The 13,200-nt window shown below is 71.2% G+C and carries 14 protein-coding genes; 6 read left to right on the forward strand and 8 right to left on the reverse strand.

The window, feature by feature from the left end:
- Positions 1-47: 47 nt before the first annotated feature.
- Both AB0E14_RS17155 and AB0E14_RS17160 read left to right on the forward strand, forming a co-directional pair.
- Positions 48-533 (forward strand): SUKH-4 family immunity protein, encoded by a 486-nt coding sequence (locus AB0E14_RS17155; RefSeq protein WP_362417947.1) that lies wholly within the window; start codon positions 48-50, stop codon positions 531-533.
- A gap of 87 nt (positions 534-620) precedes the next feature.
- Positions 621-1,280: an SUKH-4 family immunity protein gene (locus AB0E14_RS17160; protein ID WP_362417842.1), complete on the forward strand. Its 660-nt coding sequence runs from the start codon at positions 621-623 to the stop codon at positions 1,278-1,280.
- A gap of 42 nt (positions 1,281-1,322) precedes the next feature.
- Here AB0E14_RS17160 and AB0E14_RS17165 read toward each other — a convergent pair whose 3' ends face one another.
- Complete coding sequence (locus tag AB0E14_RS17165) at positions 1,323-1,877, reverse strand: hypothetical protein (protein ID WP_362417845.1); 555 nt, start codon at positions 1,875-1,877, stop codon at positions 1,323-1,325.
- 5 nt (positions 1,878-1,882) lie between these two features.
- Positions 1,883-2,017 carry a hypothetical protein gene (locus AB0E14_RS17170; protein ID WP_362417848.1) on the reverse strand — a complete coding sequence of 45 codons (135 nt, stop codon included), beginning with the start codon at positions 2,015-2,017 and terminating at the stop codon, positions 1,883-1,885.
- 124 nt (positions 2,018-2,141) lie between these two features.
- Here AB0E14_RS17170 and AB0E14_RS17175 point away from each other — a divergent pair, with 124 nt between their 5' ends.
- Positions 2,142-2,801, forward strand: a complete 660-nt coding sequence (locus AB0E14_RS17175) for a TetR/AcrR family transcriptional regulator (protein ID WP_362417851.1) — start codon at positions 2,142-2,144, stop codon at positions 2,799-2,801.
- Positions 2,802-2,926: 125 nt separating this feature from the next.
- On the opposite strand, the gene AB0E14_RS17180 is transcribed toward AB0E14_RS17175, so the two are convergent.
- Both AB0E14_RS17180 and AB0E14_RS17185 read right to left on the reverse strand, forming a co-directional pair.
- Positions 2,927-3,211 carry a cupin domain-containing protein gene (locus AB0E14_RS17180; protein WP_362417854.1) on the reverse strand — a complete coding sequence of 95 codons (285 nt, stop codon included), beginning with the start codon at positions 3,209-3,211 and terminating at the stop codon, positions 2,927-2,929.
- 92 nt (positions 3,212-3,303) lie between these two features.
- A complete protein-coding gene (locus tag AB0E14_RS17185; protein ID WP_362417857.1) occupies positions 3,304-3,966 on the reverse strand; it encodes a TetR/AcrR family transcriptional regulator in 663 nt (220 codons plus the stop codon).
- Positions 3,967-4,027: 61 nt separating this feature from the next.
- Here AB0E14_RS17185 and AB0E14_RS17190 point away from each other — a divergent pair, with 61 nt between their 5' ends.
- Together AB0E14_RS17190 and AB0E14_RS17195 are read left to right on the forward strand one after the other, a co-directional pair.
- Positions 4,028-5,221 (forward strand): serine hydrolase domain-containing protein, encoded by a 1,194-nt coding sequence (locus AB0E14_RS17190; RefSeq protein ID WP_362417860.1) that lies wholly within the window; start codon positions 4,028-4,030, stop codon positions 5,219-5,221.
- Positions 5,222-5,401: 180 nt separating this feature from the next.
- Positions 5,402-6,040, forward strand: coding sequence for a DUF1345 domain-containing protein (locus tag AB0E14_RS17195; protein WP_362417950.1), 639 nt, complete (start codon positions 5,402-5,404; stop codon positions 6,038-6,040).
- Between the two features lie 15 nt (positions 6,041-6,055).
- On the opposite strand, the gene AB0E14_RS17200 is transcribed toward AB0E14_RS17195, so the two are convergent.
- Positions 6,056-7,282, reverse strand: coding sequence for a cation:proton antiporter (locus AB0E14_RS17200; protein WP_362417863.1), 1,227 nt, complete (start codon positions 7,280-7,282; stop codon positions 6,056-6,058).
- Between the two features lie 239 nt (positions 7,283-7,521).
- Between AB0E14_RS17200 and AB0E14_RS17205 the strand changes: the two genes are divergently transcribed.
- A complete protein-coding gene (locus AB0E14_RS17205) occupies positions 7,522-8,877 on the forward strand; it encodes an NAD(P)/FAD-dependent oxidoreductase (protein WP_362417866.1) in 1,356 nt (451 codons plus the stop codon).
- Positions 8,878-8,977: 100 nt separating this feature from the next.
- Here AB0E14_RS17205 and AB0E14_RS17210 read toward each other — a convergent pair whose 3' ends face one another.
- From AB0E14_RS17210 to AB0E14_RS17220, 3 genes are read right to left on the reverse strand one after another with little or no spacing between them, the layout of a single operon-like run.
- The gene (locus AB0E14_RS17210) at positions 8,978-9,877 is read right to left on the reverse strand and encodes an MBL fold metallo-hydrolase (RefSeq protein WP_362417869.1); all 900 of its coding nucleotides are present in this window, start codon (positions 9,875-9,877) and stop codon (positions 8,978-8,980) included.
- Between the two features lie 56 nt (positions 9,878-9,933).
- Positions 9,934-11,652, reverse strand: a complete 1,719-nt coding sequence (locus AB0E14_RS17215) for an aldehyde dehydrogenase family protein (protein WP_362417872.1) — start codon at positions 11,650-11,652, stop codon at positions 9,934-9,936.
- Positions 11,649-13,199, reverse strand: coding sequence for an FAD-dependent oxidoreductase (locus AB0E14_RS17220; RefSeq protein ID WP_362417875.1), 1,551 nt, complete (start codon positions 13,197-13,199; stop codon positions 11,649-11,651). Before AB0E14_RS17220 ends, AB0E14_RS17215 begins: the two co-directional genes overlap by 4 nt.
- Position 13,200 lies beyond the last annotated feature (1 nt).

A 13,200-nucleotide genomic window follows, 5' to 3' on the forward strand; every position in this document is an offset into this window, starting at 1 on the left:
GATCACCTGATCCGCCGACCCCGTTTCTATTCTGATCGAGAGATGTGATGTTCGACGTAATTCGATGGAGCGCGGAGCGGGCGGATGCCGTGCCCGATGTTCGAGCGAAGCGGTTCTTGATGGATCACGGATTGCCGGACGGGTCGCTCCTGTTCGAGGCCGATCACGAGGAATCGAGTGCCTTTGCGACGGATTCGGGGGCGGAGGTGATGAGCATCGGATCGTTCGACGAAGACTTCAACTTTTTTGTCGACATCAATTCGGGAGAGGTTCTGTTCGGGTTGGACCAGGACACTGCACCATCCTTCACGAATTCGAGCCTGGCCGATTTCGTGAAGTGCCTGCGATGGGTTGACGATGAGTTTCCGTTCTATTCGTCCGAGGACGACTCGGCGGTGAAGTCGGCGGCCGGGTCGCGAGCCCTGGAATTCTTCCGCTCCGTCGATCCGGAGTGCGTGAGCACTGCGGACGCCTTCTGGGCGTCATTCGTTCACGATGTGGGAATCGGCGACTACTACGCAGGAGCCTTGTAGGCGGCGGTGGCCGTGATCTGGGTGACGCGGCCCGGTGGGCCGCGTCGACGTGCCGATTCTCGTCATCGCGCACATGGGGGTGAAGCCATGGAATTCGAGCAAGCGCGCTCCGAAGTGGCGCGCATCCTCGCGGCCGACCTGAGAGGCCTCGTCACGGACGGGCCTCCGTCGGTTCTTCCGCCGAGCGCCGCCCGCACCTGGAATCTGCCCGGGGAGGACACGTCCGCCCTCTTCTCCTACGGGCTTCCGGACCCGGCCCGGGCCGAGGAGTGCACGGCTGTCCGAGGGATGTTTCAGCATTCCGAGCAGCCCGAATACCGGAGCCCCGAAGCGCGGGGCTATGTGATCGGCGTGTGCGGCAGCGCACGCATCGTCGCTCAGGAAACCTCGGGCGTCGTGCTGGCCGTGCCGGAGGCGCGGGAACTGATTCCACAACTCGCGCATCTGGCTCCGGAGGGGATCCAGGACGAGACGATCAACTCGAGTGCGGGCCGGCTTGTGGATTTCGCCTGGCGCTGGATGTGGCTGGCCCCGGTGCTGGCGGAACAGGAGATGGCCGCCGATGCAGCCGAGATGGTGGCATGGAAGCAGTCGCGGGCAGCAGGTTCCCGAGAGCCCGTCCCAGACGTTGCCGCGCCGTACCGGAACCTCTGCCGAACCGTACGGGAGAGGCTGCGGGAGCTGGACCCCATGGCCCTGCGGACCGACGATTCGATGTGGGCCGGACTGGTCGGCGGCTTCGAGTGAGACCACCCGGCAGCCACGGCCTTGCCTACGAGGGGGCGCCCCTCACCCCGAGCCCGTGAAGCTTCGGGTCCGGTCGGCAAGGGCGGGCACCGCGGGGCTCCTCTGCTGTCGGCGCTGTCCATGGCGGGTCCGGCCCTGCGGCTTGTACATCGACAGGGCGGTCGCCAGCAGGAGTGCCACGAGGGCTGCGGCGGACTGGACGACGAGCTGCGCTCGCAGGCCGGTCAGGGTGTCGCTCGACCAGGTCGGCGCCGCCGCGGCGTTCGCGATGTGGCTGATGGGCGGCATGTGGAGGAGCAGGGCGCCGGTCGCGAGGACCGTGATCGCGAGCTTGACCGTCACCCAGTAGTGGCGCAGCAGGCCCCAGGTGGTACCCAGCGAGGACGCGACGCCGGTCACCAGCGAGGCCAAGCAGAGCGGAACGATCACGTACCAGCCGGTCACGCCCATCGTGATGTACGCCGACCGCGCCGTGAGCGCATCCTTCGTGGTAAGGCCCGTCACGGCGAGAGCGAGGAAGACGACGACCGCGCCGAACCATCCTACGGAGGTGGCCACATGGGCGGTGAGGGCCGGCTTGCGTATGCGCGGCGGCATCGGCATCAGCCGTGGCCCCGCATGCCGCCGCCCGCGAGGTGGAGGGCGAGGAAGGCCACGGAGAGGATCGCGGCGCCGATCAGGAGTGCGGTCACCCAACGGGGACGGGGAGCGTGCGAGGGAGGTGTCTGGTCGGACATGAGGGCTCCGGTGCGTGCGGGAATGTGGGTGGCTGCGAGGTGCCGGGCCTGCCCTACTTTTTCGATACAGAGTGTCTCTGTCAAGTCATAGTGTCACGCTGTCGTCGTCCCGTACATTGTGGGGATGCCGAAGCTGTGGAACGAGACCATCGAGACGCATCGCGCCAGCGTGCGGGAGGCGACGCTCGATGCGGCGGGGACGCTGGTGGCCGAGCACGGTCTGATGTCGGTGACCATGTCGCGCATCGCTCAGGAGACGGGCATCGGACGGGCGACGCTCTACAAGTACTTCCCGGACGTCGAGTCGATCCTCGTCGCCTGGCACGAGCGCCAGGTCGCTCACCACCTCGAACAGCTCGAAGCGGCACGGGACCGCGTCGCGGACCCTGGCCGGCGGCTTCATGCCGTTCTGGAGGCGTACGCGCTCATCTCCTACGAGCGCCACGGCCACCACGGAAGCGACATGGCCGCCCTGCTCCACAAAGGGCCGGCCATCACTCAGGCCCATGAGCGGCTCCTAGGGCTCGTTCGGGACCTCGTGGGTGAGGGTGCCGCGAGTGGAGCCCTGCGTTCCGATGTCGCACCCGACGAGCTCGCCGCATACTGCCTCCACGCGCTCGGCGCGGCTGCGGGGCTGCCGTCGAAGGCAGCCCTGCAGCGGCTCGTCGCCGTGACTCTGGCTGGGTTGAGCGCTGAGGCCGGCCCCGTCCCGGAGGCCCCGGTCGAGCTGGCGGAGGGCCCGTCCCATGGCCGCCACGGGCGTCGGCACCACGGCTCGCATTGACGCTCCGTATACCCCCTCTTCGTGCGGTGAGCGGGTGGAATCCGCGCTGAAGGGGCGCCCGAGGGCAGCGACGTCGGAGCCGAGGGAGCACATCGCCGGCCGTGGCGATCGGTCCGGTGCGGCGGCTACTTCAGCTCGATCTCGACGAAGGCCAGCGGGGCGTCGCCGGTGTTGACCACCTCGTGTTCGCCGCCGGCCGGGCGGGCGTAGGACTCGCCCGCGCGCAGTCGGGAGGGGGTGGCGGTGCCGTCGGGGGTGATCGCTTCGATCTGACCGTCGGTGACGGGCACGACCACGTAGTCGTACGCGTGCACGTGGCGGCCGGTGCTCTCCCGGGGCGCGAAGTCCCAGCGGGTGACGCGTACCCGCTCGTCCTCGTGCTGCACGGTGGCTCGGGCGGTGGTCGTCATCGGTGGCTCCTCTTCGTCGGTGGCAGCGCCGCTACGGTGGCGTGCGGCAGCATCCCTGGCGGCGGGGCAGGATCTGTGCGCAGGGCGCGAGGTCATCCTGCGTCAGACGGTGCCCGACCGTTCCCGCGCGAGTCGGCGCGTCGGCAGCTTCCGGTGAACACGCGGCCGAGTTGCTCGTCCAGTGCGGCGAGGACCGCCGCTTCCGGGGTGTGGTCCGGGTCGACGTGCGTGTGCAGCGCGAGCCCCTCCGCGTACGCGACGATCCGTCGGGCCTGGTCGTCGGCGTCGACGCCCGGGGCGACCTCGCCGCAGGCCACACCGTTGCCGATGGCCCGGGCGACACGCGAACGGATGCCCGTGAGCGTCTCGCGCTGGACGGTGGCGAGGCGCGCGTCGTGTGCGGCCTGCCCTACGAAGGCGAGGCGGACCAGGAACTCCGCGCGGCGCGCGTCGTCGAACGGGATCAGTTCGGCCAGCGCCTGCCGCAACATCTCGCCGATGGTGCGCCCCTCCGCCTCGCCCCGGTCCACCAACGCGTCGACCCGCGCGGTGAAACGCCCGTTGACCCGGGTGAACGTGGCCAACAGCATCTCGTCCTTCGCCGTGAAGTAGTGCTGCACCAGGCCCACGGACATGCCCGCTTCGGCGGCGGTCCGCGCCACGGTCACGGCGGTCAGGCCGTCCCGCACGATCAGGCGCTGGACGGCGTCGGCTATCTGCCCGTGGCGGGCCTCGTGATCGGCGACTCTCGGCACGACAGGACGGTACCGCGTGCTATAACCGTACGCCAATATGGTTATAGGGAGGGAGTCTCCGATGTTCCGTCGATACTCAACCCGCCTGTTAGGGCTGGCACTTGCCCTCGCGTTCCTGCCGACGGCCGGCACGGCCACCGCGGGGCGGCCCGGCGAAGGGCCGCCGGTCGTCGGCCATCGCGACCCGGCGCTGCAGGCCCTGGCCGACAAGGTGGTGGCCGCCCCGAACCCCAATCCGGGCGCGTTCCTGCTCGCGCGCGACGGGCGGACCGACCGCTTCGGCGCGGCCGGCCTCGCCGACAGGGCCACCGGCGCACCGATGGCGACGGAGCTGAAGTTCCGCTCCGGGAGCGTCACCAAGACCTTCACCGCGACGGTCGTCCTGCAACTCGTCGCCGAGCGCCGGCTGCGGCTCGACGACACCGTCCAGCACCTCCTGCCCGACCAGGTCCGCACGGACAACGCGCTCTCCGGCGCCCCCATCACGGTCCGTCAGCTGCTCAACCACACCAGCGGCCTGTCCGACTACCTCGACGGACTGCTTCCGCACTTCCGCGGCATCGACCAGTACTGGCCCCGCGAGCAGCTGATCGGCATCGGCCTGGGGGAACCCCGGTACTTCCCGACCCCCGGCACCCGATTCCGCTACTCCAACACCAACTACCTGCTGCTCGACCTGATCGTCGAGCGGATCACCGACCGTGACCTGCGCACCAACCTCGAACGCCGCGTCCTCGAGCCTCTCGGGCTGCGCGACACCTCCTACCCGCTGGCCCGGACCGTCATCGACGGAGCCCACGTCCACGGCTACGCCGACGTCTCGCCCCTGCTGCCGAACGCGCCGGACGCCACACGCTTCGACGTCACCGCGCTCAGCCCCTCCGAGGCCGGCGCCTCGGGTGCTCTCGTGACCACCGCCTCCGACCTCGCACACTTCTACCGCGCCCTGCTGCAAGGACGTCTGCTCCCCGAGACGCTCCTGCGGGCGATGGTCACCGACACCGTGCCCGCGACCGGCAGCGCCCCGCCCGTCGTCGCGTACGGCCTCGGCCTGTACGTCTACGCCACCGAATGCGGCCCCGCCTACGGCCATGGCGGCGCCGCACCCGGCTATCTGACCTTCGCCCTCAACACCCGCGACGGGCGCCACCAGCTCGTCGCCCACACCAACTGGAACTCGTTCACCGACACGGGCATCGACGACGACTTCTGGGCCGCCTTCCAGCAGGGGTACTGCAGCGGTCGACGGTCTTGACGCATGCGGGGCGTCCTGAGAACGCGTTGTGCGACGACGAGGCTGTCGTCCCCGGTGAGAGGGGCGTGATGGCGTAGCTTCTCCCCGGTCGGCAGTCGATCGGGGAGAAGGAGATCGCCCGTGCAGGATGCTCCTCGACGCGCCCGGAACCGGTGGCTCTCCGAGCGCCGCCGGTCCTCCGTGAGTGCCGCGATCGCCGTCGGATCGGCGGCCCTGCTCGTGGCCGTCGACGGCAGCTGGGCGCGGATGTCGGCGGCCGACGTGGGCGTGCTGGTGCTGCTGGCCTATCTGCTTCCGTACCTCCTGCTCACCTCGGTCGCCTTCTCCACCGCGCCTCCTGAGCGGGTGCGTGTGTGGGCCCGGCGCTCCGAGCGCGGGACGCTGCTCCAGCGGTACGTCCTCGGTACGGCTCCGGGGCCGGGGGTCTCCCTCTTCATCGCGGCCGCCGCCCTCGTCGTGGCGGTCGTGTGGTTCCCCGGGCACATCGGTTCTTCCTTGACGACGGGGGTGCGTGGGGCGGTCGCCCTCGTTCTCGTGGTCGTCGCGTGGATCTGCGTGGTCGTCGCGTTCGCCGTGGCCTTCAACGCCGACGATCTCGTGGAGCGGGGGCACGCGCTGGAGTTTCCCGGCAGCGAGGAACCCGACTGGGGTGACTACGTGTACTTCGCCCTGTCGGTCATGACGACGTTCGGGACGACCGATGTCACGGTGCTGTCGCGGGAGATGCGCCGGACGGTGGCGGCCAACTCCGTCATCGCGTTCGTGTTCAACACGATCACGGTGGCCAGTGTCGTCTCCGCCCTGAACACGGCCGCCTGACGCGTCCGGCGGTGCTCACGCGCCGGTCCTCGGTGTCGTCGGCGCCGTCTCCTCCGGGTTCGCGTGCCGTGCGAACCAGCGCGCGACCGGTTCCGCGGTCACCCCGTGCAGGACGACACTGAGCAGCACGGTCGCGGCGGTCACGTTCACGACGAAGTCCGATTCGTCCTTGCCGAGCTGGGTGTAGGCGAGGACCGCGAAGACGATGGACGTGACGCCGCGTGGCCCGAGCCAGCCGATCGCGACGCGTTCGGAGCGGGTGAAGCCGGACCCTGTGAGCGCTGCGACGACCGGGACGAACCGGGCCACGGACAGGACCAGCAGCGCGTAGACGAGGACCTGCAGCGCGATCCCGTCGGCGAACGCCTCGGCGACGAGCGCGCCGAACGCGTACCACGCGGCCAGGGCCAGCAGGTGGCTGGAGTCCTCCACCAGATCGAGGGAGCCCCGCCCGATCACGGAGACGGTGGTCGCGTACCAGAGACCCGCCACGAAGGCCGCGACGAAGCCGTTGCCGCCCACGAGCACAGAGGCCGCGTACGTCATGAACGGCAGGGCGAGAGCCGCCATGCGCAGGCTCGTCGGCTTGGCCCACCCGGACTCGAGGGCCCGCCGCACCGCCTGGGAGGCGAGGAAGCCGAGCACGCTGCCGACGACGGCGGCGTACACCGCGCCCTTGAGGGCGTTGAGCAGGAGGTCGCCGAAGCTCTCGCCCTCGGCCGAGACGAGGTTGGCGACGCAGAAGACGAACAGCGGGGAGATCAACCCGTCGTTGAAGCCCCCCTCGACGTTGAGTGCGGCGCGCACGCGCAGGGGTACGCGCTCGTCGCGCAGGATCATCAGGACTGGGGCGAGGTCCATGGGCATCACCACGAGGGCCGCGACCGCGAGGAGCCACCAGCTTCGCCCGGGGAAGACGAGCGCGCCCACGAGTGTGGCGAGTACGAGCGAGGCCGGCAGGGCGATCCCCAGCAGTCTGCCTCCGCCGACCGGGCCTCGCAGCCGCGCGTACTCCCGTGCCTCGGTGGCATCGGTGAAGAGCATCACCGCGAGGACGAGCTCGATGGCCCGCTGGAAGGTGTGGGTGTCCATGTCGAGCGGAACGACCGGGTGTTCGCCGCCGCTGAGGAGGATGCCGGCCGCGGCGAAGGTGATCGGGGCGGTGATGCTCCACCGTGCCATCCGGTCGGACACGACGGTCCACAGGAAGAGCAGGGACAGCAGGACGAGGAGAGCGATCAAGGCGGCTCGCAGAGAGGCGGGAGCGGGGGAGGAGTGGCGGAGGGGGCGGTGGAGGAGGGGCGGTGGGGGAGCGGGACGGGCCGACGCCAGGCTTTCCCATCCTCGCAAGAGAGGGAGGACGCCGGCCGCGGACACTCCGCGTCGGCTCGCCGTCGGCGAAGGTCGGCGCCGGGTGTGCGACCGCTATTGTAGACTCGAAAACGATTCGAGTTTCAGTTTGCTGGGAGGAGCCGGAGAGCATGGCCGCATTGCCGCACATGGACGAGGAAACCCGCGATGTCGTGGTCATCGGCGCCGGAATGGCGGGTCTGATGGCGGCCACGACCCTCGCGGGCAAGGCCGACGTCGTGGTGCTCGAAGCGGCGGACCGGCCGGGCGGGCGCGTCGAGACGGTCCGGAAGGGCGAGTACTGGATCAATCTCGGTACGCAGTTCACCGAGGGGACCGGTCCGTTGATCGACGCCCTCCATCGGCACGGTGTGGAGATGGGGTCCCTCGCCGACACGAGCGTGGCGCTCGTCCTCAACGGAGTCATGGTCGACACGTCCGACGTGCCAGCCCTCATGTTCCGCACGCGCATGCGCTTCATGGACCAGGTCGGCATGGCGATGGTCGGTGCCCGCGTCCTCTCCGCGGTCCCGTTCCTGACGTCGCACGGCCGCCTGGCGGCGAGGGTGCGCGCCGGGCTCGACCGAAGGCGCGCGTCGGACCTGCTGCGCGGTATTCGTTCCGAGGTCGCCCGGGCCGTGGTCCGGTCCTGGTCGGGGCAGTGGATGGGGTGCGAGCCGGAGGAGACGGCGGCGACCCAGCTGGTGGTGTCGATCGGCATCGCCCTCACGGACCCTGCGAAGGTACCGAACTTCGCCCTCCCGGTCGGCGGCAACCAGACCCTGACCGACATTCTGGCCGCGGACCTGGGCGACCGTCTCCGGCTCGGGGCGACCGTCCGGTCCGTGGAGCAGAGCGGAGACGGGGTCGTCGTGCACTATGTCGACGCCGGGCGCCCGGCGCGGATCCGCGCGCGACGCGCCATCGTCACGGTTCCCGGCGACGTCGCCACGCAGATCCTTCCGGGCCTTCCGCCGACGCACCGTCAGGCGTTGGACGACATCCGCTACGGCCGGTACGTCGTCGTCGGCTTCTTCACCGAGGAGGAGGGGCCCCAGCCCTGGGACGGGCTCCTCGGCGTGTCCACGCCGCAACTCGCCTTCCAGGCGGTGTTCAACCACGCCGCGGCCCTGCGCAAACACGGCCCCCGCGAGCCGGGCGGCGCGCTGGCGTGCTTCGCCGGAGGCGCCTCGGCCGACGCCTTGTTCGAGCTCTCCGACGAGGAGATCGTCGCCCGGTTCTCCGCGGACCTGCTCACGGTCCACCCCCAGCTCGCGGGGAAGCTCGGGGACGGGATCGTGCGGCGCCACCAGCGCGTGGTGCCGTTCTGGGCACCCGGCGGGCGCGCGTCGTTGCCGACCTTGCGCGATCCCCTGGGGCCGATCCACCTGGCCGGTGACTACCAGCTCGACATGCCGTCGCTGGCCGACGCGGCGACGTCGGGCGAGAACGCGGCGCAGGCGGTTCTCGCGAGCCTGGGCCGCTGACACCCCGCGCGGACGCGGACACGGGCGCGCGTAAGGCCGGCCTCTCCGGAGTGAGAGGCCGGCCTTCCGTGCGCCTGGCGCCGTCATGGGAGCACGGGCGTCACACCGTGCGGAACCGTCCCGGTTCGACCTCCGTGACCCGGCCCGCGCCGGTCAGCCGGGTCACGTGCTGCACCGCGGTCCTGCGCTCGACCGGCAGCACGTGGGGGCCTTCGACGTGCGCGCGGTAGACCAGTCTCCGCGCGGCGATCTCCTCGATGGTCCGGGGCTCGGCGAGGAACGACAGAAGGTTCGCGTCGCGGTTCGCCATCACGCCGGCGAAGGCGGCGAGGCGCGCGGAGAACTCGGCGGTCCCCTCGATCACACCCTTCTGGTGGGCCGTGCCGTACCAGCGGGCCTCGATCTCCCGGCAGCGGCGCAGGGACGCCTCGAAGTCGGTGAGGCTGCTGCCGACGTCCCCGTAATGGGGGCCGAACGACGTCAGGTCGATGTCCGCGACGAAGAGGAACCCGTCCGGCTCGATCAGGAACCCGCAGTGGCCCGCGGTGTGGCCGGGCAGGTGCACGACCGTCACCGTACGCCCGCCGAGGTCGAAGACGGTGCCGTCCTCGAACCCCGTCGCCCCGGGGCGGCCCTGGACGTGGAAGCGGTCGCGCAGCATCAGGTCGGTGTCCTCGGCGGCGTCCGGAGGGAGGCCGAAGCCTTCGACCATGACCGCGCGGGAGCGCACCGCGGCCAGGTCCGCCCCGTGGACGTGGACGGGGACGGACGCCTCGTAGTCGGCCAGAGCCGCGATGTGGTCCTCGTGGGCATGGCTCACGAGGACCACATCGGCGAGTGGGGCGGCCCCGACGAGCGACAGCGACGGGTCGATGACCAGCGTCTCGGCGGTGCCGCGTACGAGAACCGAGTGGGCGAACGGGTAGGCACCCCGCTCCGCCCCGGCCAGTACGGTGACTCCGCCGCCGTACGCCGTCTCCGTGTATCCGGTGTCGAGCAAGGTCGAACTCCTTCCCGGGCACGCAGCGTACGGAGCCCCGAGGCCGCGTGACAGTGTCAGCCGCGCAGCGCCGAGGCGAAGATCCTCGGCAGCGCGGTCCAGCGGGGCGCGGCGGCGAAGTCGGCGAGGAGCCGGCCCGTGGTGGCCGCGGTGCGATGGGTGACGAACCACGGGGGCTTCGGGGAGAGGGTGGTCCGCCCGTGCAGCAGCGCCCGGGGCGCGGGGTGGAACGGGCCCCGCACGACGGTGCGTTCCGGCCCGTCCAGGAGCAGGGCGTTGTGCACCACGCCGATGCCGCTCTGCACGTCGTCGAGGGTGTGGCCGGGGAACGCGCCCCAGGGGGCCGTCGCGGTGAGGTAGCCCACTCCCGTCCAGGCGTTCAACGCGATCGTGCCGTAGCGGAGTTCGGCGATCGCCTCGTCAAGGGCGGGGCCGAGGACGGCCACGGTGCCCGGGTGTGCGATCAGGTTCGCGCCGAGCGTGCCGGTGAACTCCTCGTTCGCCGTGCGGACCGCCGCGGCGAGGAACTGGCGTACATCTCCGGGGAGTTCCAGGACGGCCAGGACCGGGGCGAAGTACTCGCCGGTCAGCGCCGGTCCGGCCTGCGCCGGGTCGAGCCCCGTGATGAGGACCCGGCCTCCGCCGATGCGCTCGGCCACGCCGCCGTAGGTGTCGAGGGCCCGGGAGACCCGTTCGTCGCTGCCCGGATAGTACGCGGGGCGGGCGGGCGCGTCGGCCAGGGCGGCGCGCAGGTGGGCCAGGAAGCGGTCCTTCTGCGGCCAGTCGGAACTGACGACGACCACCTGGCTCGCCACGCAGTTGTAGCCACCGTTGTGCAGCTTCTGCGTGGCGACGTGCTCGGCCTGGTAGCGCAGGTCCGCCTCGGACCAGCCGCCCGGCAGCACGATCGTCGGGGACACGCCGCCCAGCTCACTGGTGACCGGCTTGTCGAGCAGTGGCGTCCGGGCCTTCTTCCGCGCGGCACCCTCCTCTCCCGTACCGAAGACGATCGCGTCGTGGGTCGCGGCACTCCCCGTCATGTGGACGTGGCCGACCTTCGGATGGTGCACGAGGTACGCGCCCACATCGGCGCCGCCGGTGAGGATCCGTACCGCGCCGAGCTCGATCAGCGGCGCGAGGACCGCGCCGAAGACATCGAGGAGACCGTCGGTGACCGGATTGAGCTTGAGGGCCACGACCCGGTTGTTCGCGTACAGCTCGTACAGCACGTCCAGGACGGGGATCGAGGTGATGTTCCCCGCGCCGAGCACCACGCCCACACCGTTCGTCTCGGCCGGACGCAGGAGCGCGAGGCCCGCGCGGGCGCGCACCGCCTCCTTCGTGACCCCCGGCGGCATCCACACCTCAGCGCTGAAACCGTTCAGCAGCAGCTGGTCCCAGACGCTGTGCGGCAGCACGCGTACCGTGACGCGCCCGCCCGGCGCCCGGCCGAAGGAGAACCCGTCGACGGGGCTCCGGCTCACCTCCAGGGCCTCGATGCTCGCGGCCAGCGCGCCCAGGCCGGTGAGGACCGGGTACGGGCCGGTGATCCACTCCTCGCCGACCAGCCGGCCGTCCTGCGCGAGTCCCTTGTACGCGGTGGCCGCGCGCACCCAGTCCGCCGCGTGCGCGGCGGTCGCCGCCCGCACCCGTTCCAGGAGTTCGCGTCGTCTCGCCCGGTCGCAGGCCGCCCAGACCGCCTCGCCGCGGACCAGGTCCTCGACGGCACGGTCGATCTCCCACACCTGCTCGGTGGTCGGCGGGGACGTCGTCATCGGACGGCTCCCTTGATGAGGTCGGCCGCCTTCTCCGCGGCCATGATCGTGGGCGCGTTGGTGTTGCCACGGGGTACGAACGGGAAGACGGAGGCGTCGACGACCCGCAGGCCCGGCACGTCGTACACCCGCAGCTCGGGGTCGACCACCGAGCCGATCGCACACGTCGACGTCGGATGGAACAGCGTCTGCCCGGATCGCCGCGCCCAGGCGAGCAGGCCTGCGTCGGAGTGCGAGACCGGCGCGTCGAAGGGGTCCGCGACGAGGTCGGCCACCGCGGGCCGGGCGGCGATCTCCAGAGCGATCCGGAGACCGGCGACGAGGGCGGCCCGGTCCTCCGCCGTCGTCAGGTAGTTGTGGACGATCCGGGGCGTCGCGTCGGGGCGCGGCGAACGCAGGGTCACCGCGCCGCGGCTCGTCGGGGCGAGGACGCACGGGCCGAACGCGAAGCCGTGCCCGGTCGGCGCACCGAGCCCCTCGTCGTGGAACAGTACCGGGGCGGCATGGAACTGCACGTCGGGGGCGCCCAGTTCGGGGCGGCTGCGGAAGAACCCGCCCGCCTCACCCACGTTGGAGGTCAGCGGGCCGCGCCCCTCGCTCCGCAGCAGCGCCGCGTTCTCCGCGGTCGCCGCGCCGAGCAGTGACTCCGTGTCCGTACGGTAGTTGAGCAGCGCCATGTAGTGGTCCTGCAGGCCCTGGCCGACCGGCAGGTCGCGGACGACGCCGATGCCGAAGGCGGACAGGGCGGCGGCCGGGCCGATGCCGGAGAGCATCAGCAGCTTGGGTGACTCGTACGCCCCCGCCGACAGGATCACCTCCCGCTCGGCCCGGACGCGTTCGACGGCGCCGCCCCGCTCGACCTCCACCCCCGTGGCACGGCCGCCCTCGATCACCACGCGGTGGGCGCGGGCCGAGGTGAGCACGGTCAGGTTCGGCCGGTCGAGGGCGGGATGCAGATAGGCGACGGCGGCGCTGCACCGCAGTCCGCCGCGCTGCGTCACCTGGTAGCGCCCGACGCCGTCCTGCGTCTCGCCGTTGAAGTCGTCGTTGGACTTGTGCCCGGCCTGCTCGGCCGCCCGGACGAAGGCCGAGGCGAGCGGATGCCGGGACCTGCCGTCGCTGACCGTCAGCGGGCCGCCCACCCCGTGGTAGAGGTCCGCGCCGCGCTCGTTGTCCTCCGAGCGGCGGAAGTACGGCAGCACGTCGGCGTACGACCAGCCGGTCGCCCCGGCAGCGGCCCAGCCGTCGTAGTCGGCGCGGTTGCCCCGGACGTAGATCATCGCGTTGATCGAGCTGGAGCCGCCGAGCACCTTGCCCCGGGGCAGATACGCCCGCCGGCCGCCGATGCCCGGCTCCGGCTCGGAATCCAGGTCCCAGTCCAGGTCCGACTTGAAGAGCTGGGGAAAGGCCGCCGGCACGTGGATCTCCTGCGCGGAGTCGGGGCCGCCGGCCTCGATCAGCGCCACCCGCACGCCAGGGTCCTCAGAGAGCCGCGCCGCGAGGACACAGCCCGCGGACCCGGCGCCGACGATGACGTAGTCGTACATG

The organism is Streptomyces sp. NPDC047981 (assembly GCF_040653315.1).
GTDB lineage: Bacteria > Actinomycetota > Actinomycetes > Streptomycetales > Streptomycetaceae > Streptomyces.